The 23890-nt window shown below is 55.3% G+C and carries 25 protein-coding genes; 18 read left to right on the forward strand and 7 right to left on the reverse strand.

Going from position 1 to position 23890, the window contains the following annotated elements:
- Positions 1–32 precede the first annotated feature (32 nt).
- The 6 genes from ACR0B3_RS21555 (at position 33) to ACR0B3_RS21580 (ending at position 6616) form a co-directional block, all read left to right on the forward strand.
- Entirely contained in the window at positions 33–1637 is a 1605-nt protein-coding gene (locus ACR0B3_RS21555; protein ID WP_480810852.1) for a peptide ABC transporter substrate-binding protein, read from the forward strand.
- A 65-nt stretch (positions 1638–1702) separates the two neighbouring features.
- Entirely contained in the window at positions 1703–2668 is a 966-nt protein-coding gene (locus tag ACR0B3_RS21560) for an ABC transporter ATP-binding protein (RefSeq protein WP_480810853.1), read from the forward strand.
- Entirely contained in the window at positions 2647–3597 is a 951-nt protein-coding gene (locus ACR0B3_RS21565) for an ATP-binding cassette domain-containing protein (RefSeq protein WP_480810854.1), read from the forward strand. Before ACR0B3_RS21560 ends, ACR0B3_RS21565 begins: the two co-directional genes overlap by 22 nt.
- Before the next feature lies 1 nt (position 3598).
- Positions 3599–4531, forward strand: coding sequence for an ABC transporter permease (locus ACR0B3_RS21570; RefSeq protein ID WP_480810855.1), 933 nt, complete (start codon positions 3599–3601; stop codon positions 4529–4531).
- Entirely contained in the window at positions 4528–5430 is a 903-nt protein-coding gene (locus ACR0B3_RS21575) for an ABC transporter permease (RefSeq protein ID WP_480810856.1), read from the forward strand. The genes ACR0B3_RS21570 and ACR0B3_RS21575 overlap by 4 nt, the downstream gene beginning before the upstream one ends.
- Before the next feature lies 1 nt (position 5431).
- Complete coding sequence (locus ACR0B3_RS21580) at positions 5432–6616, forward strand: aminotransferase class V-fold PLP-dependent enzyme (protein ID WP_480810857.1); 1185 nt, start codon at positions 5432–5434, stop codon at positions 6614–6616.
- A 16-nt stretch (positions 6617–6632) separates the two neighbouring features.
- Here ACR0B3_RS21580 and ACR0B3_RS21585 read toward each other — a convergent pair whose 3' ends face one another.
- Positions 6633–7085 carry an Lrp/AsnC family transcriptional regulator gene (locus ACR0B3_RS21585; RefSeq protein ID WP_480810858.1) on the reverse strand — a complete coding sequence of 151 codons (453 nt, stop codon included), beginning with the start codon at positions 7083–7085 and terminating at the stop codon, positions 6633–6635.
- Between the two features lie 135 nt (positions 7086–7220).
- On the opposite strand from ACR0B3_RS21585, the gene ACR0B3_RS21590 reads away from it, so the two are divergent.
- On the forward strand, positions 7221–9620 hold the full coding sequence (locus ACR0B3_RS21590) for a 1-deoxy-D-xylulose-5-phosphate synthase N-terminal domain-containing protein (RefSeq protein WP_480810859.1): 2400 nt from the start codon (positions 7221–7223) through the stop codon (positions 9618–9620).
- Positions 9621–9737: 117 nt separating this feature from the next.
- On the opposite strand, the gene ACR0B3_RS21595 is transcribed toward ACR0B3_RS21590, so the two are convergent.
- On the reverse strand, positions 9738–10637 hold the full coding sequence (locus tag ACR0B3_RS21595) for a LysR substrate-binding domain-containing protein (RefSeq protein WP_480810860.1): 900 nt from the start codon (positions 10635–10637) through the stop codon (positions 9738–9740).
- A 138-nt stretch (positions 10638–10775) separates the two neighbouring features.
- Here ACR0B3_RS21595 and ACR0B3_RS21600 point away from each other — a divergent pair, with 138 nt between their 5' ends.
- The 5 genes from ACR0B3_RS21600 to ACR0B3_RS21620 are packed head-to-tail and all read left to right on the forward strand — an operon-like array spanning position 10776 to position 15245.
- Positions 10776–11867 (forward strand): aromatic ring-hydroxylating oxygenase subunit alpha, encoded by a 1092-nt coding sequence (locus ACR0B3_RS21600; RefSeq protein WP_480810861.1) that lies wholly within the window; start codon positions 10776–10778, stop codon positions 11865–11867.
- Positions 11864–12592, forward strand: coding sequence for a class II aldolase/adducin family protein (locus tag ACR0B3_RS21605; RefSeq protein WP_480810862.1), 729 nt, complete (start codon positions 11864–11866; stop codon positions 12590–12592). Before ACR0B3_RS21600 ends, ACR0B3_RS21605 begins: the two co-directional genes overlap by 4 nt.
- Positions 12589–13233, forward strand: coding sequence for an enoyl-CoA hydratase/isomerase family protein (locus ACR0B3_RS21610; RefSeq protein WP_480810863.1), 645 nt, complete (start codon positions 12589–12591; stop codon positions 13231–13233). Before ACR0B3_RS21605 ends, ACR0B3_RS21610 begins: the two co-directional genes overlap by 4 nt.
- Positions 13230–14381, forward strand: coding sequence for a CaiB/BaiF CoA transferase family protein (locus ACR0B3_RS21615; protein WP_480810864.1), 1152 nt, complete (start codon positions 13230–13232; stop codon positions 14379–14381). Before ACR0B3_RS21610 ends, ACR0B3_RS21615 begins: the two co-directional genes overlap by 4 nt.
- Before the next feature lie 33 nt (positions 14382–14414).
- Complete coding sequence (locus ACR0B3_RS21620; RefSeq protein ID WP_480810865.1) at positions 14415–15245, forward strand: alpha/beta fold hydrolase; 831 nt, start codon at positions 14415–14417, stop codon at positions 15243–15245.
- A gap of 181 nt (positions 15246–15426) precedes the next feature.
- On the opposite strand, the gene ACR0B3_RS21625 is transcribed toward ACR0B3_RS21620, so the two are convergent.
- Complete coding sequence (locus ACR0B3_RS21625; protein WP_480810866.1) at positions 15427–16212, reverse strand: SDR family NAD(P)-dependent oxidoreductase; 786 nt, start codon at positions 16210–16212, stop codon at positions 15427–15429.
- Positions 16213–16321: 109 nt separating this feature from the next.
- Positions 16322–16783 (reverse strand): ester cyclase, encoded by a 462-nt coding sequence (locus ACR0B3_RS21630; RefSeq protein ID WP_170687114.1) that lies wholly within the window; start codon positions 16781–16783, stop codon positions 16322–16324.
- A gap of 296 nt (positions 16784–17079) precedes the next feature.
- On the opposite strand from ACR0B3_RS21630, the gene ACR0B3_RS21635 reads away from it, so the two are divergent.
- The 5 genes from ACR0B3_RS21635 (at position 17080) to ACR0B3_RS21655 (ending at position 21624) form a co-directional block, all read left to right on the forward strand.
- The gene (locus tag ACR0B3_RS21635; RefSeq protein WP_480810867.1) at positions 17080–18282 is read left to right on the forward strand and encodes an ABC transporter substrate-binding protein; all 1203 of its coding nucleotides are present in this window, start codon (positions 17080–17082) and stop codon (positions 18280–18282) included.
- Between the two features lie 83 nt (positions 18283–18365).
- Complete coding sequence (locus ACR0B3_RS21640; protein ID WP_480810868.1) at positions 18366–19094, forward strand: ABC transporter ATP-binding protein; 729 nt, start codon at positions 18366–18368, stop codon at positions 19092–19094.
- Positions 19087–19761, forward strand: a complete 675-nt coding sequence (locus ACR0B3_RS21645; RefSeq protein WP_480810869.1) for an ABC transporter ATP-binding protein — start codon at positions 19087–19089, stop codon at positions 19759–19761. The genes ACR0B3_RS21640 and ACR0B3_RS21645 overlap by 8 nt, the downstream gene beginning before the upstream one ends.
- On the forward strand, positions 19758–20630 hold the full coding sequence (locus tag ACR0B3_RS21650) for a branched-chain amino acid ABC transporter permease (RefSeq protein ID WP_480810870.1): 873 nt from the start codon (positions 19758–19760) through the stop codon (positions 20628–20630). The genes ACR0B3_RS21645 and ACR0B3_RS21650 overlap by 4 nt, the downstream gene beginning before the upstream one ends.
- A gap of 1 nt (position 20631) precedes the next feature.
- Positions 20632–21624 carry a branched-chain amino acid ABC transporter permease gene (locus tag ACR0B3_RS21655; protein WP_480810871.1) on the forward strand — a complete coding sequence of 331 codons (993 nt, stop codon included), beginning with the start codon at positions 20632–20634 and terminating at the stop codon, positions 21622–21624.
- A gap of 143 nt (positions 21625–21767) precedes the next feature.
- Here ACR0B3_RS21655 and ACR0B3_RS21660 read toward each other — a convergent pair whose 3' ends face one another.
- The 3 genes from ACR0B3_RS21660 to ACR0B3_RS21670 form a co-directional block, all read right to left on the reverse strand.
- Positions 21768–22613: an ankyrin repeat domain-containing protein gene (locus tag ACR0B3_RS21660; protein WP_480810872.1), complete on the reverse strand. Its 846-nt coding sequence runs from the start codon at positions 22611–22613 to the stop codon at positions 21768–21770.
- Between the two features lie 214 nt (positions 22614–22827).
- Entirely contained in the window at positions 22828–23169 is a 342-nt protein-coding gene (locus tag ACR0B3_RS21665) for a VOC family protein (RefSeq protein WP_480810873.1), read from the reverse strand.
- Positions 23170–23193: 24 nt separating this feature from the next.
- The gene (locus ACR0B3_RS21670; protein WP_480810874.1) at positions 23194–23406 is read right to left on the reverse strand and encodes a hypothetical protein; all 213 of its coding nucleotides are present in this window, start codon (positions 23404–23406) and stop codon (positions 23194–23196) included.
- Positions 23407–23671: 265 nt separating this feature from the next.
- Here ACR0B3_RS21670 and ACR0B3_RS21675 point away from each other — a divergent pair, with 265 nt between their 5' ends.
- Entirely contained in the window at positions 23672–23887 is a 216-nt protein-coding gene (locus tag ACR0B3_RS21675; protein WP_480810875.1) for a hypothetical protein, read from the forward strand.
- Positions 23888–23890 lie beyond the last annotated feature (3 nt).

Raw genomic sequence — 23890 nt, forward strand, 5'->3', positions numbered from 1 at the left:
CATCGGGTCGGAATGCCAAAAGGGAGCAACTAATGAAACACATTCGCAAGCTTGGATTGGCTGGGTTGCTGGCGGTTTCGTCGATCAATTCAGCATTCGCAGATGGTAAGGTCGAAGCGCCGGGGCCGTTTACGTCGGGCACGTACATGGACTGGATGCAGACGGTCTATAACCGTCCGGGTATGACCCAGATTGTCCAACTGGCGCTGACGCTTTATGACAAGGATTACAATCTGTCGCCGGGTGGCGCGCAATCCTGGAGCCAGTCGGATGACGGGCTAAGCTGGACGTTCAACCTGCAGCCTGACCTGAAATGGTCCGATGGCACGCCTCTGACTGCGCATGATTATGTATTCGGTCTGCAGCGCGCGGCCGAGCAGGGCTATGACTTTGGCTGGTATTGGGACTTTGCCGGTAAGGTAAAGAACTGGAAAGCGGCAACCGAAGGTGAGGTTGCACCAAGCGAGATCGGTGTGCGCGCAGCAGACGATCATACGCTGGTCATCGAAACGACCGCACCTGTCGCCTATATGCCTGCGGTGACAACCGCCCTGTATCCCGTTCCTCGCCATGCGGTGGAAGCCCACGGAAACGAATATGCGGCAGATGAAAGCACATTGGTTGCGTCTGGCCCGTATGTGGTTAGCGAATGGGCCAAGGCAAACAACGCCATGACCTTTGTGCCCAACGAAAATTACGTTGGCCCGTGGCCGGCAAGCCTTGCAGAAATCAAAATGGACCCTGAGATTGGGGCGCCCGAGGTCGGTCTTCCCGCCTTCCTGGCGGAAGAAGCCAGCTTTACAGGGCTGAACGCCGGTCAGATCCTTTTTGTGGAGCAGCGTTATCCGGATCAGGTTGCAACAAACACGGTGTTTGCCACCTTCTATCTGTCCTTCGACACAGATATGGCACCGTTTGATAACCCATTGGTACGTCAAGCTCTTTGGCACGCGATTGACCGCGATGAGCTGACGGAAACCGTACTGCGCGGCAGTGCGATCCCCGCCGGATCGATCGTACCAAAAGGGTTCCCGGGGCATCAGGAACAGATTGCCGGTCAGGTCACTTTTGACCCGGAAAAAGCGCGCGCTCTGCTGGCTGAGGCGGGTTATCCGAACGGCGAAGGCTTCCCCGAGGTTGAACTTTGGTCGCGTGACCAGGGCGGTTACACCGGCGCAATCACCGGCCCGACTGTTGAATATCTGCAAGCCGAGTTTGCCGAGCATCTGGGTGTTGAAATTGGCCTTAAAACGATGACCGTACGGGAATGGGTCGATGCGCTCAACAACCGGTCCAACAACTTCTTCTTTGCACCCTACGAATTTGACTATGCCGATCCGTCGAACTGGTATGGCATCTTCTATAGCGGCGGGCGTCATCACCATAACAATGATGATTACAACGCGTTGGTCGACAAAGCAGGGGCGACAACCGATTGGGACACACGTCTGGGGCACTATGCCGATGCCGAGCAGATCCTGATCGACAATGCCACCATCGTGCCTCTGGTGCACCCGGTGACCACTTCGGTCATGGCGGAAAACCTGTCCGGAGATGGAGCAGAGCCAAACGGCGCTGGCTTCACCGTTCTGGACACGTTGCCACACTATTTCTACACACACCTGAGTGCTGAATAGCCCCCTCATCACACTCAAGGAGAGAGCGTGTCATGCGCTCTCTTCAATTTCCAAGGAATGCCTGAATGCCCCAAATCGAAATTCGCAATTTGAAGGTCAGTTTCGATCAGATTGGGGGCGAAGTGCACGCGTTGCAGGGCGTTTCGATCCGGCTGGAAAAAGGTGAAAGCATCGGAATCGTCGGGGAATCCGGTTCCGGGAAATCTGTCACCTGCCTTGCCGCCCTGGGTTTACTGCCCAAAAGCTCTGCCAGAATAAGCGCCGATGCGTTGCAGGTGGCCGATGCCGATATGATGACGGCCACGAATAAGGACCTTACAGGTATTCGGGGCAGGCTTGTTTCGATGATTTTTCAGGATCCAATGAGTTCGCTAGATCCGATGTTCACCATCGGGTTTCAGATCGTGGAAACACTTCGCGCCCATCAGAAAATAACCAAAGCACAGGCGCGGGAAAAAACGATCCAGTTACTGCAACAGGTCGACATTCCTCATGCCGAGGCTGTGTTCAAACTGTACCCACATCAGCTTTCAGGCGGGATGTTGCAACGCGCCATGATCTCGATGGCGCTGTCTTGTGAGCCCGAAATTCTGATCGCGGATGAGCCGACAACGGCGCTGGATGTTACGGTTCAGGCACAGATCCTGCAACTGATTAACCAGCTGCGCAGAGAACGTGGGATGGGTTTAATCATGATCACTCACGATCTGGGCGTTGTGGCCGAAACCGTCGACAACGTGGTCGTGATGTATGGTGGCCGCGTGATGGAGCGGGCAAGCGTGACCACCATTTTCGAAGACGCGCATCACCCCTATACGCAGGCGCTGTTGTCTACGATGGATAGCGAGCGCAAGAACAAAGGCAGGCTGGTCGAAATACCCGGATCGGCCCCGAAGATTACAGCGGACTTCAAGGGCTGCCCCTTTGCCTCGCGCTGCCACAAGGCTGATCACAAGTGTTTTGAAGCCCATCCGGACGTGACAATCTTATCAGATGATCACGAAGCCTCATGCTGGAGGTTGAGCGAATGATCGAAGAAGCGCTGCGACTGGAAAACATCTCGAAGGTTTTCGGATCTCGCGTCAAAGGGCAGAGCGGCTTTCTGGCGGTTGATAATGTGTCCTTATCCTTGAAACGAAATGAAATTCTGGGGCTGGTGGGCGAAAGTGGGTCAGGTAAATCCACCACCGGGTTGATGGCGCTGCGCCTGCTAGAGCCGACATCGGGACGCATCTGGCTTGAAGGTCAAGATATCACCGATCTGTCGATGGAAGAGCTGAAACCGCTGAGAAAGCGGTTTCAGGTCGTGTTTCAGGACAGCTATTCCGCGCTGGACCCGATGTATACGGTGGAACGCCTCATCGCCGAACCTCTGGTTGTGCATGGAATGCGCAACAAATATGCGATGCGGGACAAGACCTATGAAATGATGAAAAAGGTTGGTCTGCGCCCAGATTTCGGCCCGCGATATGCCCATGAATTGTCTGGCGGTCAGCGTCAGCGGGTCGCAATCGCGCGGGCATTGATCCTGAACCCGCAAGTATTGGTCGCGGACGAGCCGACGTCGGCTTTGGATGTGTCGGTCAAGGCGCAGATCATCAACCTACTGCTGGATTTGCAGGAAGATATGGGCCTGTCCATCCTGTTTGTCAGTCACGATCTGGGCGTGATTCATTCACTGACCGACAGGGCCATGGTGATGTTCCGCGGGCGCGTTGTTGAAACTGGCAATACCAAGTCGATCTTTGAAAATCCGCGCCATCCCTATACGCGCAACCTGTTGGATGCGATCCCCAATCCGGACCCACGCCAACGAAGCGAACGCAGTTTCATGACCCGCGATCAGATCGAGGCGAGTATCCAGCGTGTGGATGGTTTGACCGGCGAAGGCCAGCGCCAATTGGTCAGCGTCGGTGACGATCACCAGGTCGAAATGCTGACGAACGGCGAGGACCTTTGACATGCTGAGTTTTGTTCTGCGCAGGCTGGCCTCGGTTGTTGTCACCTTCTTCGTGGTCTCGATCATTATCTTTCTAATGATGCACTCGATCCCGGGTGGTCCTTTTGATGCGGCCGAAATGCCGATACCGCCCGAAATTCTGGAAAAGCTTGAGGAGCGCCTGGGTCTGAACGAACCCATATATGTTCAGTATTTCAATTACATGGTTCGGGCTGCACAGCTGGATTTCGGGGTGCCGTTCCAAAGTCCCGGAGAAACCGTTTTGGGCCTGCTGGCCGAGGCATGGCCACCTAGCCTGATTCTTGGGGGGCTGGGCATCTTGCTTGGCACCGTTTTGGGAATTTCACTGGGGATTGTCGCCGCGTTGCGTCGAAATTCGATCATGGACTACATTGCCTCGGTCATCTCGACTCTTGGTTTGACCGTTCCCGTGTTTGTGTCGGCCATGCTGCTGATCCTTGTTTTTGCGGTCTGGCTGGGATGGTTGCCCGCCAGTGGTTGGGGTAGGCCCGAGCGCTGGATCCTGCCAATCATCGCCTATGCGCTTGTGCCGATGGCGACCTACGCGCGATTTACCAGATCGGCGATGCTGGATACATTGAACCAGCCCTTTGTGACGGTACTGCGCGCCAAAGGTTTGTCCGAGAGGCGGATCATCTTTGTCCATGTTCTGCGAAATTCGGCCCTGCCGATGGTGACCGTGTTCCTGCCAATGTTTGTGGGTACGGTTACGGGGTCGATCTTTGTGGAAAGCATCTTCCGAGTGCCGGGTCTGGGTTCATTCTTTGTCTCCAGCATTCAGAACCGCGATTATCCCATGGAAATGGCCCTGATGCTGTTGATCACCCTGATGTTCTGCATCGCCTTCCTGATCTCAGATTTGCTGTACATGCTGCTGAATCCCCGTATTCGCCATGGAGGAGAGAGCAAATGACAACCAACGCAAATGTACCTGGGCCAGGCGAAGACGGGCTGACCGCAAAAAGCCATAGCCAGTTGTATTTCGCGTTTCAGCGGTTTCTGCGCAACAAGGCCGCCGTTGTCGCCGCATTTGTTCTGATCGTGATTGTTCTGCTGGCGATCTTCGCGCCTTTGGTAGCCAGCGATCATTATGCCGCCCAGGATTATCTTCGCGACTCTTTGGCTTTTCCCAGTGCGGACCACTGGTTCGGTGTGGACAATCTGGGGCGTGATTTGTTTTCGCGCATCGTGTACGGCGCGCGGATTTCCGTCGGGCTGGGGTTTGCGGCGGCCTTTTTCGCGACGTTGATCGGTATCCCCCTGGGCGCTGCCGCGGGCTATCTTGGCGGCCGTGTAGACTGGTTTATCATGCGGGTCATCGAGATATTCTCGGTCGTGCCGCCCCTCTTGGCCGCGCTGTTGCTGGGGGCTTTGATCGGCGGTGGCGTCTTTTCCATCCTGTTTGTGGCAACCTTGTTCGGGTGGGTGCAAATCTGCCTTTTGGTCCGGGCGCAATTCAAAGCCTATAAGGAGCGCGAGTTTGTAACGGCGGCGCGGGCCCTAGGGGCCGGGTCAAGTTACATTGTCCGCAAGCACCTTTTGCCCAATGCGATCTCGCCGATTATTGTGGGTTTTGTGCTTGCGATTCCACAGGCAATGATGCTTGAAGCGGCGCTGAGTTTTCTTGGCGTCGGCATTGCGCCGCCCGTGCCCAGCTGGGGTCAAATGATCAACACCGGAACGGATTACATGTTCTTTTACTGGCACATGACAGTGTTCCCAACATTTGCGCTGGCAATCACGATTCTGGCCGCTACGTTTGTCGGCGACGGTCTCAGGGATGCGCTGGACCCAACGATGAAGGCGAACTGACTTGTCTGACCTGCGCTCTGAATTCTCGCTGGACCCAGACATCGCATTTCTGAACCATGGATCCTTTGGGGCCATTCCTAATACTGTGATGGATGAGGTCAGTGCGCTCTATAAGCGTATCGCCGCCAATCCGGTCTCGTTCTTCGACCCGATCCGGGCGGGCGAGGGCGTTTTCAACCAAAATTCCGAGCTGTCCCATGTCCGGCGCTTGCTGGGCGATCGTTTGCACGCAGACCCGATGGATATTGTAGGCGTCACAAATGCCTCAAATGCCATGAACAGCGCGTTGCGCAGTCTGCCCTTTGAAAAAGGCGACGAAATCGTCACGACCGATCACGAATACGGCGCGGTGATGAAGCTGTTAGAGCTTGTGTGTCGCGACACAGGCGCAGTGGTCAAGGTGGTTGATATCCCGACCGATTTATCCAGCGCGGAAGAGTTCACTGACCGCATCGTCGATGCGTTTTCCGAGCGTACAAAGGCCATGGTGATCAGCGTCATCACGTCACCAACCGCGCTGCATTTTCCCGTCGCCGAAATTGTCCGCGAGGCCCGAGAGCGCAATATCTGGTCTATTCTGGATGGGGCGCATGTGCCGGGGTTGGTGCCCTTTTCCATTCGCGATGTTGACCCGGACATCTTTGCCGGGAATTGCCACAAATGGATGATGGCGGCAAATGGCGCGGGTTTCTTGTATGTTCGGCGGGATTTGCAGGATGCTATTGAACCCACAGTTCTCAGCAATGGCTGGCTGGATGTGACCACGGACCGCTCCAATCAGGGACCGTTCGGAAACAGCCGATATGTGGACCGGATGGGTTTTCCCGGAACACCCGACGTCATCCCGCTGCTGACAGTCCGCGCGGCGTGCGACTTTGTGGAACGCACCGGCTGGTTGTCATTGTGTCGAACCTCTGCGGAAGTTCTGGAGGACTGGGCACAAGAGCTTGTGGCGGAACTGGATCTGCCGCGTTTGGCCCCCAGAAAGATGCGCGCACCGCAGCTGGTTTCCCTGGATCTTAGGGTTGAACGCAAGGACTTGCAGGCCCGGTTGTTCAACACTTATGGGATTGAAATTCCAGTTATCCCCTTCAAAGCCCGCAGTTTTATTCGCGCATCCTTTCAACCGTACAACGATCAGAGCGATCTGGATCGTCTAACCAAAGCTCTGCGCGCCGAGCTTTAGCCCCGGACCGGCAAGTTCAAGCGAGGCGCCCGTTTTGGTGTTTCACACGTCGGATGGGGATCGAGCTTTCGATAGATGCAACGCCGGGTATCCGAGTGAGTTTCCCTGTCAGAAAGCTCTCGAACTCGCGCAGATCGGCGACAACGACTCGTAAAAGATAATCGAAACTCCCGGTCATCAACCAACAATCGACGATCTCGGAACAGGTGCTGACATGGCGTTCAAAATCGTCGAGCAAGCTGTCGATCTGCCTGTCCAGACGGACTGAGACAAACACCGTAAATCCAAACCCCAGCTTTTCGTCATCCAACTGAATTGAATAGCCTTGGATGATCCCTTCTGCCTCAAGCTTGCGGATTCTTCGCGCACACGGGGAAGGGGACAAACCGACCCGATCACCCAAGTCGTTCAATGAGATTCGGGCATCTTCCTGAAGCTCTCGTAGTATCCTGATGTCCAAGTCATCCATTGGGTATCTGCTTTGGCTGTTTCTGCTAAGTAATGGCTGTTTCTTAGTCGAATACCGCCAAATTCCTTCGATTACACGAAAAATTGGCACATTTTTCGAGTCAGGCTTTGATAATTTGCGCGTGAGGAGACGGGCATGCCAACAAAGATCGAACATCTCAAAACTATCGAACAAAGACTTTTATGGTTGTCGCATTGGATGATCCATCACGCCAACAATGTGCGGCCCAAAGTCGACACGATCAAAACCGGCGGGCATCAGGCATCGTCGGCGTCGATGGTCTCGATCATGACAGCGCTGTATTTTTCAGCGCTACGGCCCGAGGATCGGGTTGCGGTCAAACCTCACGCGTCCCCAATCTTTCATGCGATGCAGTACCTTATGGGCAACCAGACCCGCGACCGTATGGAGAATTTTCGCGGATATGGCGGGGTGCAATCTTATCCCAGCAGAACAAAAGATGTGGATGACGTGGATTTTTCAACCGGCTCTGTCGGTCTGGGCGTGGCCATCACTTCGTTTGCCTCGCTGGTTCAGGATTACATCGCGGCCAAAAGCTGGGGCAAAGATGTGCCAATGGGTCGAATGGTGGCTTTGGTCGGCGATGCCGAACTTGATGAGGGCAACATCTATGAAGCCCTGCAAGAGGGGTGGAAGAACAATCTTCGCAATACCTGGTGGATCATTGATTACAACCGTCAGTCTCTGGACGGAATCGTGCGCGAGGGATTGTTCGAACGTGTCGAAAAAATCTTTGATGCATTTGGGTGGGACGTAGTGCGCATTAAGCATGGCGTGCTTCAACGCGCGGCCTTCGAAGAGCCGGGTGGCCAAAAGCTACGTGAATGGATCGATTCCTGCCCCAATCAGGACTATTCGGCCCTGACCTTTATGGGGGGCGCAGTCTGGCGCAAGCGTTTGCTGGACGATCTGGGGGATCAAGGGGACGTATCCGCCCTGATCGAACGGCTCAGCGACGACGAGCTTTCTGCTTTGATGGAGAACCTCGGCGGCAATTGCGTTGAGACCATGGCCGCCGCGTTTGATGCGATAGATCATGACCGCCCGACCTGTTTTCTAGCCTATACAATCAAAGGGTGGGGCACCCCGATCGCAGGCCATAAGGACAATCACGGCGGTCTGATGAATATCGCCCAGTTTGCGAAATGGCAGCGCTATATGGGCGTCGCAGAAGGTGAAGAATGGGAACCGCATGCGACCGTCAAGAACCCCTCGGCACTGCGTGCTTTCCTATCTGATGTCCCGTTCTTTTCGAAAGGAGCGCGTAGGCATTCCGATGCCCACATAGATGTCCCGAACATAAAGGCGGACACTGGCCGCGAAACCTCGACACAGATCGCGTTTGGCAAAATACTGGACGACCTCAGCAAACGTGACAACCCGCTTGCGGAACGCATTTTGACGACGTCACCTGATGTGACTGGCACCACCAGCCTGGGCCCCTGGGTCAATCGGCGCAAGTTGTTTGCCCGATCCGAGCAGGCGGATGCTTTCATTGAACATCGCATCCCATCTACGGCGAAATGGGAATTTACCCCAGACGGTCAGCATATCGAACTTGGTATCGCCGAGATGAACCTAATGCTGCTATTGGCTGCTGCAGGTCTGTCGCATTCCCTGTTCGGCAAGCGCCTGATCCCGATTGGAACGGTCTACGATCCTTTTGTTCATCGTGGTTTGGACGCTTTGAATTACGCTTGCTATCAGGATGCCCGCTTTCTTCTTGTCGGGACACCGTCGGGCGCGACGCTTGCCCCCGAAGGTGGCGCGCATCAGTCGATCGGAACACCGCTGACTGGAATGGCTCAGGACGGTTTGGCAAGTTTTGAGCCTGCCTTTGTCGACGAGCTTGCAGTGATCATGGAATGGGCCTTTGACTATATCCAACGCGATGGTGATGCGATTTTTGATGAACGCACGTGGCTGCGTGACGCAACAGGCGGATCAGTTTATCTGCGCCTCACGACGAAGCAGTTGGAACAGCCGGGCAAACGCGTGGACCAAGCGTTCCGACAAGGTGCGATTGACGGGGCCTATTGGCTGCGAAAACCGGGTCCGAATTGTGAGGTTGTAGTTGCCTATCAAGGTGCTGTGGCGGACGAGGCGATCGCGGCGGCGGGACTTATCGCAGAAAGCCGTCGCGACATTGGGGTGCTTGCGGTCACCTCTGCCGACCGGTTGAACGCTGGCTGGACAGCCGCGCAGCGGGAACGCGCGCTTGGCAATTCAGCGGCGCAGAGCCATATCGAGCAGCTTCTGGCACCACTGCCACCTTACTGTAAATTGGTAACAGTTTTGGATGGACATCCTGCAACACTGAACTGGCTGGGCTCTGTGATGGGGCATCAGACGATTTCACACGGGGTCGAACATTTCGGTCAGACAGGATCAATCGCGGAATTGTATCGACATTTCCGAATTGACCGCACCGCACTCGTGCAGTCAGTAAATGCGCTGACATCGGGTCGTCCTCTACTACAGTCGGATATGTCGAGAGCTTTGAGGGTGAGTTGACTGGCGTGCTTAAGTTTGCGTCCAGAGCCCTGGAATAGCCTTTCGTAAAGGCTTTGGCATGACCCTATCAATGGGTTGGGCCCGGCCTAGAACATGGCGTTCAGACAGAATAAGTTGTTAGCTACCGTTTTGGCCTGCTTCCTCCATGACCCAATCCCGAAAGGCCTTTAGATGTGCGTGCTCCATGGTGTCAGATGGGTAGACCAGGTGATAGGATCGCGAGGGTTTGAATTCTTCGATAAAGGGTTGGATCAATTGCCCTGAGTTCAACTCGTCTCGGATTAGGCTTAGAAGTCCGAGAGATACTCCCTGCCCAGACAACACTGCCCTCAGTAGAACGCTGGAATCATCAATAACGACGCCGGGTAAAGAGCCACCTGTCTCGACACCCATAGCATCAAACCATTCCAGCCAGTCGTGTTGATCCTTCCAATGCAACAGTGGCAACTTCAACAAGTCTCGGGGATGGCTTGGAAGAGTTTCGCCAGCCAAAAGCGTCTGACTGAGAACCGGAGAGGTCTTAAATTGTAGCAGCGCTTCAGAGGTCAAACCCGGCCAGCGTCCGTTGCCCCAAGCGAGCATCAGATCCGTTTCGCCGTCAGAAAACTCGACCCCGCCCGGCGAATACTGCAGATGCAGGCCAGTTTCAGGAAAGCGTTGCCAAAAGCTGAACAAGCGTCTGGACAACCATTGCGACCCGATCAGGGCGCCGACGCCGACTGTGATGGAAGATCGGCTGGCGGTCTGACGAGTCTCTTGTACCGCGCGCTCCAGCCGCGCAAAGATTGCCTCGCAAGCTTCGGCAAAACCCTGTCCGGCCTCGTTCAGCACAACGGATTGAGCGTAGCGATCAAACAAGGAGCAGCCCAAGTAGGTTTCAAGGGACTTGATCTGGGCGCTGACGGCTGTCGGCGTCACACCAAGCTCGACCGCAGCGCGTTTAAAGTTTCCGTAATGGGCCGCGACGGCAAACACGCGTATCGCTGCGAGTGGAGGAAAGTCAGATGATGTCAGCATTATTAGGGCAATTTCAAGTTACTCTAGGTGCAGAAATTATTAATCTTTGAATTGCAGATAGAGCAAGGCAATCTGATGCTCGACATTGTGCCCGCCAAACAGCGGGACATGAGTGTGCTTGTCAGGAGCGAACCCCAAATGCCACGAGATACCCCCTTACAGGCCCAATATTATACGCAGCCAGAATGGTTTGAGATCGACAAGGAGAAGATCTTTTTTCGAACATGGCAATGTGTCTGCCACGTCTCCGAGATAGCTGAGCCGGGTGATTTCAAGACTTTCACCATCGTCGATGAGGATGTCTTTGTCATCCGAGCACAGGACGGCGCGGTTAACGCCTACTATAACATCTGCCGTCACCGCGGTCATCCGCTGGTCGAAAGTTCTGGCAAGGGTAAACGGGTTCTGGTTTGCCCCTATCACGCTTGGACCTATGAGGTGAACGGCAAGCTGCGCCGCGCGCCGGGATCAGTGGCCAGCGATGGGCTTAGCTGTGACCAGATCAATCTGCGCAAGATCCAGGTTGAGGAGTTTTGCGGTTTCATCTTCGTTAATCTGGACGAGGACGCAGCACCCATGGGACCAGAGCTGGAAGAGTACAGGCAGAACCTGCTTAGCTTTCACCCCGACCCCTCGCAGCTCAAGTTCGTCTGTGAGACCGAGATTGCCCATGACAGCAATTGGAAGCTCTCGGTCGAGAACTACAATGAATGCTATCATTGCCCTACCGTTCACGCGAGCTCGCTGACGCATGGTGTACTTGAAATGGAAGGGTACACGACCATACCCAAAGGCAAGACCATCTGGCATGATGGCAAGGCGCAGACCAAGAATGAAAAGCAGTATGACTACGATCTGACAGCCAGCCCGCGTGCGGATGATTACGGGGCGTACTGGATTTTCCCTAACGTTTCGATGTGCTGCTATCCCGGCGGGTACTTTACGATCCGGCAATTTTTGCCAGTAGCCTGGAACAGGACAATCTATCGCTATCGCTGGTTTTCCAGTGGCGACATCGCGGATGAAGATGTGATCACGTTGATGAACAAGCACAAGGCCACCACCGGTGCCGAAGACGAAGTGGTCGTATCCAAGATCCAGAAGGGCATGCAAAGTCGCGCGTTCGAACCGGGGCCCTACGTTATCGGCGATGGCTGTGGCGCGATGAGCGAGGTGGGATTGCGCCATTTCCACAACCTCTATCGCGACGCGTTGGGAGAGCTGTTATGAGCGACGCAATTCGCCAGGACCTGGCCGCCCTCTATCGTCTTGCGCATCACTATGGATGGACCGATCTGACCTCAACCCATATCTCGGCTCGGCTGCCCAATGATCCCGGTCACTACTTACTGAATTCGCACGATTTGATGTTTGACGAGATCACAGCGTCGAACCTGACGCGCATGTCTTTTGACGGGCATGCGGTAGATGACGCGCCGCGCTCTGGTCGGATCGTCAATTTGGCCGGACATATCATCCATTCCGGTGTTTTGGAGGCGCGACCAGATGTGAACTACGTTATCCACAGCCACACCCGAGCCGGAGTTGCCGTATCAGCCATGCCCGAGGGTTTGATGCCACTGTCGCAGCATGCCGGTTTCGTCTTGGGCACATTATCCAGCCACCCGTATCAGGATTCGACCGTCGTAGAGGATGAGGGCGCATTGCTGGCGCAGGATCTGGGCGACAACTTTGCTATGCTACTGCAAAATCACGGGCTGTTGGTGGTTGGACGTACGGCTGCAGAGGCGTTCATTTATCACTACTACCTCGAGATGGCCTGCAAGATTCAGGTTGATATTCTGGCAGCGACGGATAAGCCGATCGAAATACTTGAGGATGCGATGGCGGCGCTGCATGACTGGGGTTCGCCGAAAAACGGCCCCCATGGCGACGTGCAATGGCCCGCCTTGATCCGTATGCTGGACCGCACCGTGCCGGAGTATCGGGCATGAGTGACGCTCTGATCCTCTGCCAGCAACAGGGTGCTTGTCTGAAGGTGACTCTCAACCGACCTTCAAAGGCGAATGCCCTGACAGGAGCGATGCTGATCAATTTACGCGACATCTTTCGGGCAGCGGCCAGCGACGATGCGCTGCGCTCTGTCATCCTGACTGGCGCAGGAGACCGCGTGTTTTGTGCGGGCGCAGATCTGAATGAGCTTTCAGATGAACAGGGCGGGCCGGATCCTTGGCATGAGATGGCTGAAGCGCTGCACGCGATCCCGGTGCTGACCATCGCTGCGATCAACGGTCCCTGCATGGGGGGTGGTCTGACGCTGGCCCTGGGTTGTGACATTCGAATTTGCGTCCCTGAAGCACGGTTCGCTTATCCGGTGCTCAGAAACACAGTGCTGCCGGGGCAATATGATGTGGATCGATTGAAAGCGCTGGTCGGGCTGGGTCGGGCCTCCGCAATTCTGCTGGGCGATTCCACTGTCAGCGCGACCCAGGCTGACGCATGGGGCCTTGTCGACCGTGTGACCGCGCGCGAGGCGCTGGGGGAATCCTGTCACGAAGTCTGCTCAACAGCCTCGGCAGCCGACGGTACGCATCTGAAAACACTTAAATCCATGCTCGGGAGGGCGAGGCCATGAAAGGTATCCGCGTTGTTGACATGACCTCGGTACTCTCTGGGCCATTTTGTACTTGGCTGCTGGCCAGCATGGGCGCGGATGTAATCAAAGTTGAGAACCCTGCCGGTGACCTGGCCCGCAGCACCCCGCCATTCGAGGACGACATCAGCCTCTACTTCGCCTCGCTCAACCGTAACAAACGATCTGTGGTGCTGGACCTCAAGACCAAAGGTGGCAAGGCGGCGCTGCACAAGCTGCTGACGACCGCCGATGTTTTTGTCGAGAATATGCGACCCGGGGTACGTGACCGGCTGGGCTGCAGCGATGCTGATTTGAAACAGATCAACTCGCGCCTGATATCGGCTTCGATCAGTGGATTTGGCCAAACCGGCAGCCTATCACATCGCCCAGCCTACGATATCGTGGTTCAGGCGATGAGCGGCATGATGAGCATCAACGGTGAGCTGGACGGAGACCCGACCCGTGTGGGCTTTTCGGTTGGTGATATCTCGGCCGCGCTATTCACCACCATCGGAATTCTACAGAGGCTTTACGAACGTGACGCTCAAGGCGCGGCCGAGACCGGGCATCTCGACGTCTCAATGCTGGCGTGCCAATGGGTCTGCCTTGAAAACGCGTTTGCCCGTTATCTGAATGCCGGAATCGTCGCCGGTCCGATTGGTTCGCGCCATCCATCCATGACGCCGTTCGAACCCTATCCAACAGCCGATCGCGATATTGTCATTGGTTTAGGCGGCGATAAAGACTGGCCAAGGTTTTGCGAGGCGATCGACTATGTCGCACTGCTGGATGATCCCCGCTTTCAGGGTGACGAAGCACGGCTTGCAAACCGTGATGCATTGGATGAGGTTCTGGGCGCGCACCTGAAACAGCATCCCGCTGCCCATTGGTTGCAGATCCTGATCGACAACGGCATCCCCTGTTCGATGGTAGAGAATGTGCAGACCATCGCTGACAGCCCCCTTGCAGAAGAATATGCAGCCTTTTCAACAGTGAACGCAAACGGACGGGACATGCGCTTTGCCCGAAACCCGCTTGCCGACCGCGCCTTGCGGGAAACCCCCGCACCCGATCTGGGTCAGCACACTGGCGAGGTTTTGGCCGAGCTTGGGTATGATGCCAACGCTATCGCCGCACTGTCCCGTTGACTCCACCTATTCGACACATACAGGAACTAGCGCATGCCCCAGTTTCGGACTGTTGACGACGTCACTTTGTACTATGAAGACAGTGGTGCGGGTGCTCCGATTGTCTTTGTCCACGAGTTTGGCGGCGATTACCGCAGCTGGCATCGTCAGGTCTCGGTTCTGTCCCACAGCTATCGCTGCATCACCTACAGTGCGCGAGGATTTCTGCCATCGTCGATCCCCGCTGAACGCAGCCAATATGGTCAGCAACAGTCAACCGGCGATCTTCTGGCGCTGCTGGATCACCTGAATCTGGAAGCGGCGCATCTTGTGGGCACCTCCATGGGCAGCTTCACCAGCCTGGACTTTGCGCTCAACCACTCGGACCGGGTTATCACCGTTACGCTCGTGGGCAACAGCTCAGGCCCGCGTAACGCGGAGGAGCGTGAGACCTATCGCCAAACATGGATTGGGCATGAGGCGCAGCTACGAGAGGAACATGGCGGAGATGGTGCGGTGGCGGTGCTGGGGGATGACCCGGCCTATCAGAGCTTTTGCTTGAACGATTCCGAGGGTTGGGCGATCTACAGCGACAACTTGCGCAGCCAGTCATCCGAAGGTGCCGTCCATGTTCTATCTACGGTACACTGGAACAGACGATCGCTATTTGACGCTCAGACACAGCTTGCAGCGTTCGAAAAGCCCGTTTTGTTGGTGACAGGCGACGATGACTACTACCTCGTAGCAGAGACGAATGCGTTTCTCGAGGAAGAGTTACCTGACGCCAGGTGGCGTCGCTTTCCAGCGACAGGCCATCTGGTCAACATCGAAAGGGCCGAAGCATTCAACCAACTGCTTGCTGAGTTTGTGAGTGAGCAGCGATAGCGAAAGCTAATCGCTGTCGCAAGACCACTTCAAACACGGGCCGCCGGCCGATCCAAAAGTTTACTCAACGGGCTTGCGGTAGGCCCCTAAGTGCAAACGTCACGCCGGTCGCCCGATATCGTCGCCCGGCTGTTGTATTTCATCGACGCTCAGTTCCGCTGTTGGGCGTCAATTTGGTTCATCACCCCTGAACAGCCCCGCGATCAGCATTCAATTTCTGTCCGGTGATGTTTGCAGCCAAGGGTGAGGCCAGATAAAGATAACTCAGGGCAACGTCATCGGCTTTCTGGAAGCCAGGCAGAGATTGGCCGGCGCTGATTTCATCCTCAATCTTCTCTTCTGAAACACCCCGATCCTGGGCCATTTCGCGCAGCGTGTTCAGGGCTGGCCCAGTCAGAACCCAGCCGGGGCAAACCGCATTGACGCGGATACCGCGGGGGCCCAGCTCTTTTGCAATAACACGCATAAAGCCGATATTCGCGTGTTTTGAAGATATATACGCGCTAAGATCTGGTTCTGCCGTCGTGCCCCAGATCGAAGCGGTGATGATAATCCGACCGCCGGGACCCATCAACGGCACTGCAGCGCGGGTGGTAAGGTAAGTCCCGCTGACGTTGATATCGATGACGCGACGAAAGCGGGTCTCGGCCTCATCGCTCTGGTCGCTGATCGGAGTGACGTCCTCTAGCCCCGCATTGGCGACGAAGACATCCAAGCTGGGGATTTGTGCAAACACCCTTTTTACCCGGGCACTGTTGGTGATGTCGCAGGTCCATCCGGTCACGCTATGACCGGTTTCTTGTGCCAGATCATGTGCGACCCGATGGATCTCATCTCCTTGAGAAAGGATATGCACATCAGCACCATGTTGAGAAAAGGCGCGCGCAACTCCATAGCCTATGCCACGGCTTGCGCCGGTTACCATTATCGTCTGGCCGGTGAAATCGAGGCCGGAGATCAAAGCCATATCAGCTCTCCTATAGCAGAGGGCCAAGCAGGGCCCAGAGTGGATAGACGCACACAATCAAAGGTCAGGTACGCAGCACCTGACCGACTTTTTCAGAAGTATGACGGGTTCACTTTTCAGTGCCGTCGACACCCGCGATGGCCAGGTGCGGAAGCGGCATAACGCCAATCTGGAAGAACAGGCCCAACGTGTCTTCGTGATACAAATAATCGGTGACCTTGCCGTTTTCGTCGAACTTGAACCATTCCGCGCCATAGATGTCGATCTTACGGCCGGTGCCAGGCACGCCGTAAAAATCGCCCTCATGCGTACCACGCAGGCGAAAGCGCGACATTACGGTGTTTCCGTCGGCGACCAGATCAATTGCGTCTTCGTGGATATCCGGAAACGCGTCGCGCCAGAAATTCACTAGCGTTTTGAACCCATCGCGACCACTAGGCCAACCTTCCAGAAACTGAGCATGGCTGACATCTTCATTGAAGATTTCATCAATTCGGTTCATGTCGCCTTTGTTCCAGCAGGTGTTGTAGATATCTGCCACGGTCGCCTTGTTGCGCTCTTGTTCGGTCATGTTTTTCTCCGGTCGATAAGTGTTCTGCCGGGAAAGTGACAATTTGACCTTACTAATGTCACCCGATGAAACCTCAGGTCTTGGCTGAAGAGAATTCAGGCGCGGAACCCACATTGTTGCGCCTATGAAAAACGCCAACGCCACTCAACCTGACTGATTCCAGTGCGCTGAGAGGTGACTGTCCAGTCGCACGATGTGGCTGAACGTTCATTCGGCGGAGGTGCCGTGGAAAGCTTGAACAATACTTGCTTCCACTCCTCCTGCCGCCGCAACCAGTTCCAATTGGGAGGGACAAAATGGCAAAGACTTTTCTACAATCGACCCTTGGTGCGATTGCCCTTGGGATAAGCGCGACCATAACCTTGGCCGACACCATTTCCCTGGGCGCGCCGATCCCGCTGACCGGATATTTCGCGGCTGACGGTGAGACGATGGAGCAGGCGATCAACCTCGCCGTCAATGAGATTAACGCCGAAGGCGGCTTGTTGGGCAGCTCGATCGAAGTTGTGACATTCGATATCGGTGACCTGACACCCGACAAACTGGCTGCAGCGGCTGCAAACCTGATCGAACGCGAAGGCGTTAGCGCGCTGATTAACGGTTACGGCGGTATGGGGCCGGATATTCCGGCCTTCTGCCCTTACGGTATCCCTTACATCCACAACGACGCGGTCGCCGGAGTGATTGATCTGGCCGAGCGGATGCGCTGCAACGCGATCTTCAACGCGTCCGATATCGATCTGAACTATGGCAAAGCCCAGTTCGACATGATGATGGTCACCGGGCATGACTTCGACACCAAGCGTCTGGCGATTGTGCATGGTGATTTCGAATGGGACATCAACAATGCAATATCAATGGCGGACGCTGCCGAGGCCGCAGGTTGGGAGGTCGTCTATGTGCAGGAGGTGCCCTATGACACGGTGGAATGGACTGGAATCCAAAGTCAAATCCGCGAAGCGCAGCCTTCGCTGATCCATCTCGAGGCGCTGGAACCAGCGGTCGCGACGACGTTCCTGTCGCAATACAAGGAAAACCCTGCGGGCGATGCGCTGCTGAATGTAGGTTATATCGGGGCTACCACCGGCCTGGATGACGTGATTGCGCAAGGCCAGGCAGAGGGTTTGTTGTCATTCACTCTGAACGCACATCAGGACAACGATGCTGGCAATGCTTTTGTCGAGCGGTGGGAAGCAGCTTATGGGTTTGAACCTTCTGTCAGCCTTGCCGCCGCCGTATACGACATGGTCTATATGTGGGCCGCGGCGGTCGAACAGGTTGGTGACGCATCGGATTACAACGCCGTCGCAGATGCGATCCGCTCGATGAAGTATCAAGGCCTGGTTGGCACTTTTGCCTTCAACGAACGTAACTTCATCAACAACGGTTCGAACACTCAGCCAGCACAACTGTTTCAGGTGCAAAACGGCGAACGCGTGCGTCTGGTTGTAGGTGATCAGAAGGTTGGCGAGATCGCTCAGCCTGCTTGGATCAACTGATATTCCTCAACTGACCGCGCTTCGCATAGTGCCGGGGCGCGGTACTTTCTTTCAAAATTCGGATCAGTACAGGAAATCGCTCCATGACGCAAATGTCGTTGGAAAATGTCACGATGCAGTTCGGGCCCTTCCGAGCACTTACCGACATGTCATTTCAGATCGAACGGGGCGAGATTCTGGGTGTGGCCGGGCCCAATGGAGCTGGTAAATCGACGCTGATGAATGTCTGCACTGGCGGGCTGAGGGCGAGCGCCGGGCAAGTGCTTTTTAATGGGCAGGACATTACTCGGTTCAAACGGCACCAGCGCTGTGGGCTGGGCATTGCTCAGACCTTTCAGATCCCTACGCTGCTGGCCTCGGTCTCGGTCGGAGAGAACCTTTTAGCTGGGCACATATTTGGTCGCGAGGCACGCGGCGATGAGACGGGCATCGCGATTGACGAAATCTTGTACCTGACCCAGCTGGAAGATCACTTAAACCTGCCTGCGGCACAGGCAGACCTTCTGACGCGCAAACGGATCATGCTGGGCGCGGCACTGGCCACGGGCCCCGAGATCATCTTTATGGACGAGCCTTTGGGCGGGTTGAACGCAGAAGAAATTATCGAGTTTCTGCAAGTCATCCGTCATGTGCGCGAAGAGCTGGGCATCACCATCGTCATGGTCGAACACAAGACCCGTGCGCTGGCCGAAATTGCCGACCGTGTGCTGATCATCAACTTCGGCGAGTTCGTCATGCTCGATACTCCGCAGGTGGTGTTGAACGACGACCACGTAGTCGAGATCTATCTTGGAAAGAAACACGATGCTTGACGTCATTGGTATCAATGCCTTTTACGGCGATTTCCACGTGCTACACGACGCCTCATTGCGCGTAGGCAAGGGTGAAATGGTCGCCGTTGTGGGGGCCAACGGACATGGCAAAAGCACGCTTCTCAAGGCGATTTGCGGTCTGACCCCTATCAAATCGGGCATGATCCGGTTCGAAGATAGCGACGTTGCAGGTCGTAAGGCCCCGCTTTTGGTTGGGCAGGGGCTGGTCTACGTGGCCGAGGATCGACGCCTGTTCCCAGACATGACCGTTCTGGAGAACCTGCAACTCGGTGCCTATCTGGCCGGCGCGCGCGCGCATGAGAAACACAATCTGGATCGTGTGTTCACGCTCTATCCCCGTCTGGCCGAGCGCCGCAAACAGCTGTGCCGTTCGTTGTCGGGGGGCGAGGCGCAAATGGTCGCTTTGGGCCGGGGGCTGATGTCGAACCCAACGCTGCTGGCGATTGATGAACCTTCGCTGGGTTTAGCCCCGAACCTGACGGAAATGATGTTGAACACGGTGTCGCAGCTCAATCAGGACGGTTTGACCGTGCTGATCGTGGAGCAAAGCCTCGCTTTGCTTAAGGGCATGATCGATCGGGTCTATTCGATCGAAGAGGGCATCGTGCGCGAAACCAATGCCGAAAACATGCAGGAAGTGCTATGACGCAGATACTTGAAATCCTGATCAGCGGCATCACTCAAGGGGCCGTCTATTGTGTAGTCGCGGTGGGTCTTTCGCTGGTTTATGGCGCTTCGCGCATTCTGAACTTTGCTCATGGTTCTCTCTATTCACTCGGTGGTTTTTTAGCCTGGTATCTGGTTGCCGGTGGACCCGGCCTTTCGTTGTGGCTGGCCTTTCTCCTGATCCTACCGATGCTGGCTTTGACCGGTGTGGCCATTGAACGGGCCATCATCCGGCCTTTGCGCGGCTCGGACAATTGGAAGATCAATACCATAATGGTGACGCTGGGCCTGGCCTTCATAATTGAAAACGGCCTGCAACTGGTTTTTGGCCCCGGCACGCGCACCATCCCGCCCTTCATCGAAGGATCGCTGAGCATCGGCGGCATCACCATCACCTGGTACAAATTGTCGATCTTCGTGATCTCGCTCGCATTGGTCGGCGCGTTAGAGCTGTTCCTGTCCGCAACCCGGTACGGTCAAGCCGTGCGCGCCGTCAGTCAGGACATGCAAGGGGCCAATCAGGTTGGCATCAATGTCAATCAGGTGTTTTCCACCACTTTTGCCCTGTCCGTGGTGTTGACCGGCGTGGCCGGTATCCTGCTGGCCCCGGTTTTCCTAGTCTCGCCCTTGGGCGGATGGGCACCGTTCCTGAAGGCCTTTGTAATCGTCGTGCTGGGTGGTCTAGGCAGCACCAAGGGGGCGTTTGTTGCCGCCTTTATCCTCGCTGTGCTCGAAGCCTTTGTCATTTTCTATGTCGGCCCAAGTTGGGCCATGCCAGCCTGGCTCTTGATGCTGATCGTCGTGTTGATGGTTCGCCCCAAAGGTCTGTTCGGCGTGTGGGAGAACTGAGATGTCCGCAAAATCAAACACGGCGCTTACCAAAATTCCGTCGGTGTTTACCGGCACCGGACTAAAGCGCGACTCGATGGTCTATTGGGCTATTGTGGCCGGGTTGGCCTTGCTGGGCGGGTTGATCGGAGACAGCTATATCCACCACATCCTGATCTTGGTGTTCATCTGGTGCATCGTGATCGCCAGCTGGGATCTGATCCTGGGTTATGCTGGTATCTTCAACTATGCGCAGTTGGTTTTCTTTGCTTTTGGCGCTTATGGCTCGGCAATGTTGTCCATATATGCAGGGCTAACTCCGTTGCTGGCCATCGCCGCCGCAGGTGGGGTCGGGGCTCTGATCGGTTTGATCGTGGCAGTACCCAGCCTGCGCCTAAAGGGCGAATACGTGGCACTTTTTACATTTGCGGTACATTTGGCGCTGCCGCCTTTGATCCAACAAGGTAAGGCCATCGGGATGGGGGGCAACACCGGCCTGCTGGGTATCCCATGGCTGAACCTGTTTGGATATCAGGTGTCCTCTATTGATAAGCTGACTTGGTACTGGGTGGCCTTGGCCTTCGGGGCAGTCTGCGTCTACCTGATCTATTTCGTGGCATTGCGTGGTCGCGTGGGGCTGGCATTCATTGCAATGCGCGATGCCGATACGTTTGCTCTGGCCATCGGGGTGAATGAATACAAATACAAAATGTTGGCCTTTGTTGTGTCGGCTGTTTTCACCGCCGTGGCAGGGGGTCTCTATGCCCATTACACATCCGTCGTAACGCCCAAGGTCCTGGGGACCGAGTTCTTCCTGATGGCGATGGTCATGCTGGCAATCGGAGGCATCGGCCGCTTCCCCGGAGCGGTGCTGGGTGTGTTCATCGTCGTGATCGGCAATGAGTTGCTACGCAGTTTCGACGATTACCGTCTGCTGCTATTGGGTGTGGCCGTTGTACTGACCGTAATTTTCCTGCCAAACGGAGTCGCGGGCCTGTTTCAAAAACGCAGATAAGGCAGGCCTGATTTTCAGTTGGGCCAGCGCTAAAGTGCACGCCCAACAATTTGAGGTACTCTTGGGCGTGGTTTCATTTGGTATGCGATTGAACCCATTTCCCAGAGCATGTCCGAAAAGTGCCCAAACCAGTCAACTCAAAATCAAGGTAGTGGAATTGGACTATCGCTAAGGGTTCTGATGTAGGCAATGATGTCTACTCTGTCCTGCTCGTCAGCAATTCCGTCAATGTCCATTCTGTTACCGGGAATCGAAACTCTGGGGCTCGCGATAAATGAATTCAACGTGTCAAAATCCCAATGTCCGCCCCGGTTGGCCAGAGTCGGAGTGTACTCAAAGTCCTCAGATGAGCCTACTTCCCTGCCCAAAACGTCCCAGAGAGGGGGACCGTCCTTTTGATCTTGCGTAGGCTGTGCTTCCATGTGGTGGCACTGGCGACAAGCGCCTGTCAGAAGGCGACCACGTTCAATATCGGCCGATACAAGCAAGTGTGAAACGCTTGGAAAGGACCTTCCATCGGGGACACCTGATGCGATTAGCATGTCCTCAATTTCCGTGTGCCCCCGAACGCGGGCTAAGTGCAAGGCCGTACCGATCCAAGGGTCAACGAATGACGCATCAACACCAGCATCAAGCAAGATACGAACGATGTCTGCATGGCCGTTACTGGAGGCCACGTGAAGTGGGTAGGAGTAATTGAATTCCGTTTCCGCGTCAGGAACTGTGTAACTGGGATCAGCGCCATGTTCCAAGAGAGCTAACACTACGTTTGTCCGACCGAAGCGTGCAGCGACCACCAATGGTGACGAGCCCTTGATGCGGGCGCCAGTGGTGCTTGGCAGATCAACGGGAATTCCTTTGTCAATTTCCGTCTGTACTTTAGCAACGTCTCCTTTGCGCGCCATAAGATGAATCATTTCGGCAGATACTGCCGTACCCAAGACTAAAAACGCGCAGGCTGCTGCAAAACGGAGTGATCTTAGTTGCATGCTGAACTCCCCGGCTCGCTGGGGAGATTATCGAATAATGGCCTTCACATCCAGCTTCCGTCGTTTGTCGGCTTTGTCCGCTTATGCAACTCCGTCTTAATCGCCGACTCTCATGCTCTGACGCACTTCAGCACTGAACAAGATAAAACACATAGATTCTGAAATTACTGAATTCTCCGCGCTCCTCCCGAAGCACACCAAAGTTGGTTTCGACCTACCAGTTCACGCCCCCGGGCGGCGGTGCGGGAAACCAGCTTTCTGGTTCCGGATAGTCCCAGTCTTCAGAGAAATGATAGGTTTCGAAAGTGGTTTCAGCGGCCTCTTCAGTTTCGAAGAATGCGAAGGCATTCTTGCCTTTCCACTTGCCCGATTGCACAACCCGAAAGCCGCGCCGTTCCAGTTCGGCCAGACGTTCTTCCCATGGGGCGTCGTTGCAATCATAGGCGACGTGGTGGAAGGCCGTACCATTCTTGTCCAGAAAATCCCTAAAGATCGATGGCCCCCAAAGCGGTTCCATCAGTTCCCAGATCATGTTGCCGGATTTGGCAAAACACACTTTCAGCGCAAACTCGCATGGCTTTCACTTATAGGTCTGGTCGGTCACGTTTTCGGGCGAGAAAGTAAAGATCGCCCATGGCCCGATCCCCAGACGGCAAAGCCCTTCCATGGTTTTTACGTAGTCGTCGGTGACAATCGCAAGTTCGACAACATTGCCCAAATAGGTGTTGGACAAGGTCTGATCACCGGTGACATCCGGCAGGGTCGACAAAAGGTCTTTGGGCAGGTCTGTCATCGGCATTCCCATAAATGGAGGCAGCCACTGAGCTGCAACTTGGGCCAGTATTGTAGCGATCAACAAGCCTGTCACTCGACGATATGTTATGCTGGGGATGAGTAAATTTCAGCAGCACCTAGCCTTCGGTAGTGCGCGGTGCCCTGAGGCTTCAAGGGCGAACACTGCGAATTTCCTTCATTCTGACCTGAGAATTCCTCAGTTTCCGTGTCCGCCCAAATAGCGTGTTTTGGTGCGTATCACATTGACGAACGAGGATTGCGCGATGACGGCCCCAGCATTTGATCCCGGCCAGCCCGACGGCATCAACCAAAGTATGGACCTGGGTCTGCCCAACGGCGGAACGCCCGAGTTGGGAGAAACCTATCAGATCCCGGCGCGTTGTGGTCGTGCGTTGCGTGTCAAGAAGGGCCAAGTGCTGACCGTGACCAATGCTGTGGGCTATCAGGTCTGCGATTTTTTGGATATTCAACGCCGATGACAT

Source organism: Ruegeria sp. CE9 (assembly GCF_056537425.1).

What these genes read in the sequence shown, in the direction of transcription:
- ACR0B3_RS21565 (WP_480810854.1), top strand. Translation starts at nt 2,647, where the DNA reads ATGCTGGAGGTTGAGCGAATGATCGAAGAAGCGCTGCGACTGGAAAAC.
- ACR0B3_RS21575 (WP_480810856.1), top strand. Translation starts at nt 4,528, where the DNA reads ATGACAACCAACGCAAATGTACCTGGGCCAGGCGAAGACGGGCTGACC.
- ACR0B3_RS21660 (WP_480810872.1), bottom strand. Translation starts at nt 22,613, where the DNA reads ATGCAACTAAGATCACTCCGTTTTGCAGCAGCCTGCGCGTTTTTAGTC.
- ACR0B3_RS21570 (WP_480810855.1), top strand. Translation starts at nt 3,599, where the DNA reads ATGCTGAGTTTTGTTCTGCGCAGGCTGGCCTCGGTTGTTGTCACCTTC.
- ACR0B3_RS21585 (WP_480810858.1), bottom strand. Translation starts at nt 7,085, where the DNA reads ATGGATGACTTGGACATCAGGATACTACGAGAGCTTCAGGAAGATGCC.
- ACR0B3_RS21605 (WP_480810862.1), top strand. Translation starts at nt 11,864, where the DNA reads ATGAGCGACGCAATTCGCCAGGACCTGGCCGCCCTCTATCGTCTTGCG.
- ACR0B3_RS21645 (WP_480810869.1), top strand. Translation starts at nt 19,087, where the DNA reads ATGCTTGACGTCATTGGTATCAATGCCTTTTACGGCGATTTCCACGTG.
- ACR0B3_RS21650 (WP_480810870.1), top strand. Translation starts at nt 19,758, where the DNA reads ATGACGCAGATACTTGAAATCCTGATCAGCGGCATCACTCAAGGGGCC.
- ACR0B3_RS21655 (WP_480810871.1), top strand. Translation starts at nt 20,632, where the DNA reads ATGTCCGCAAAATCAAACACGGCGCTTACCAAAATTCCGTCGGTGTTT.
- ACR0B3_RS21555 (WP_480810852.1), top strand. Translation starts at nt 33, where the DNA reads ATGAAACACATTCGCAAGCTTGGATTGGCTGGGTTGCTGGCGGTTTCG.
- ACR0B3_RS21600 (WP_480810861.1), top strand. Translation starts at nt 10,776, where the DNA reads ATGCCACGAGATACCCCCTTACAGGCCCAATATTATACGCAGCCAGAA.
- ACR0B3_RS21675 (WP_480810875.1), top strand. Translation starts at nt 23,672, where the DNA reads ATGACGGCCCCAGCATTTGATCCCGGCCAGCCCGACGGCATCAACCAA.
- ACR0B3_RS21610 (WP_480810863.1), top strand. Translation starts at nt 12,589, where the DNA reads ATGAGTGACGCTCTGATCCTCTGCCAGCAACAGGGTGCTTGTCTGAAG.
- ACR0B3_RS21620 (WP_480810865.1), top strand. Translation starts at nt 14,415, where the DNA reads ATGCCCCAGTTTCGGACTGTTGACGACGTCACTTTGTACTATGAAGAC.
- ACR0B3_RS21560 (WP_480810853.1), top strand. Translation starts at nt 1,703, where the DNA reads ATGCCCCAAATCGAAATTCGCAATTTGAAGGTCAGTTTCGATCAGATT.
- ACR0B3_RS21615 (WP_480810864.1), top strand. Translation starts at nt 13,230, where the DNA reads ATGAAAGGTATCCGCGTTGTTGACATGACCTCGGTACTCTCTGGGCCA.
- ACR0B3_RS21635 (WP_480810867.1), top strand. Translation starts at nt 17,080, where the DNA reads ATGGCAAAGACTTTTCTACAATCGACCCTTGGTGCGATTGCCCTTGGG.
- ACR0B3_RS21630 (WP_170687114.1), bottom strand. Translation starts at nt 16,783, where the DNA reads ATGACCGAACAAGAGCGCAACAAGGCGACCGTGGCAGATATCTACAAC.
- ACR0B3_RS21625 (WP_480810866.1), bottom strand. Translation starts at nt 16,212, where the DNA reads ATGGCTTTGATCTCCGGCCTCGATTTCACCGGCCAGACGATAATGGTA.
- ACR0B3_RS21670 (WP_480810874.1), bottom strand. Translation starts at nt 23,406, where the DNA reads ATGACAGACCTGCCCAAAGACCTTTTGTCGACCCTGCCGGATGTCACC.
- ACR0B3_RS21590 (WP_480810859.1), top strand. Translation starts at nt 7,221, where the DNA reads ATGCCAACAAAGATCGAACATCTCAAAACTATCGAACAAAGACTTTTA.
- ACR0B3_RS21595 (WP_480810860.1), bottom strand. Translation starts at nt 10,637, where the DNA reads ATGCTGACATCATCTGACTTTCCTCCACTCGCAGCGATACGCGTGTTT.
- ACR0B3_RS21640 (WP_480810868.1), top strand. Translation starts at nt 18,366, where the DNA reads ATGACGCAAATGTCGTTGGAAAATGTCACGATGCAGTTCGGGCCCTTC.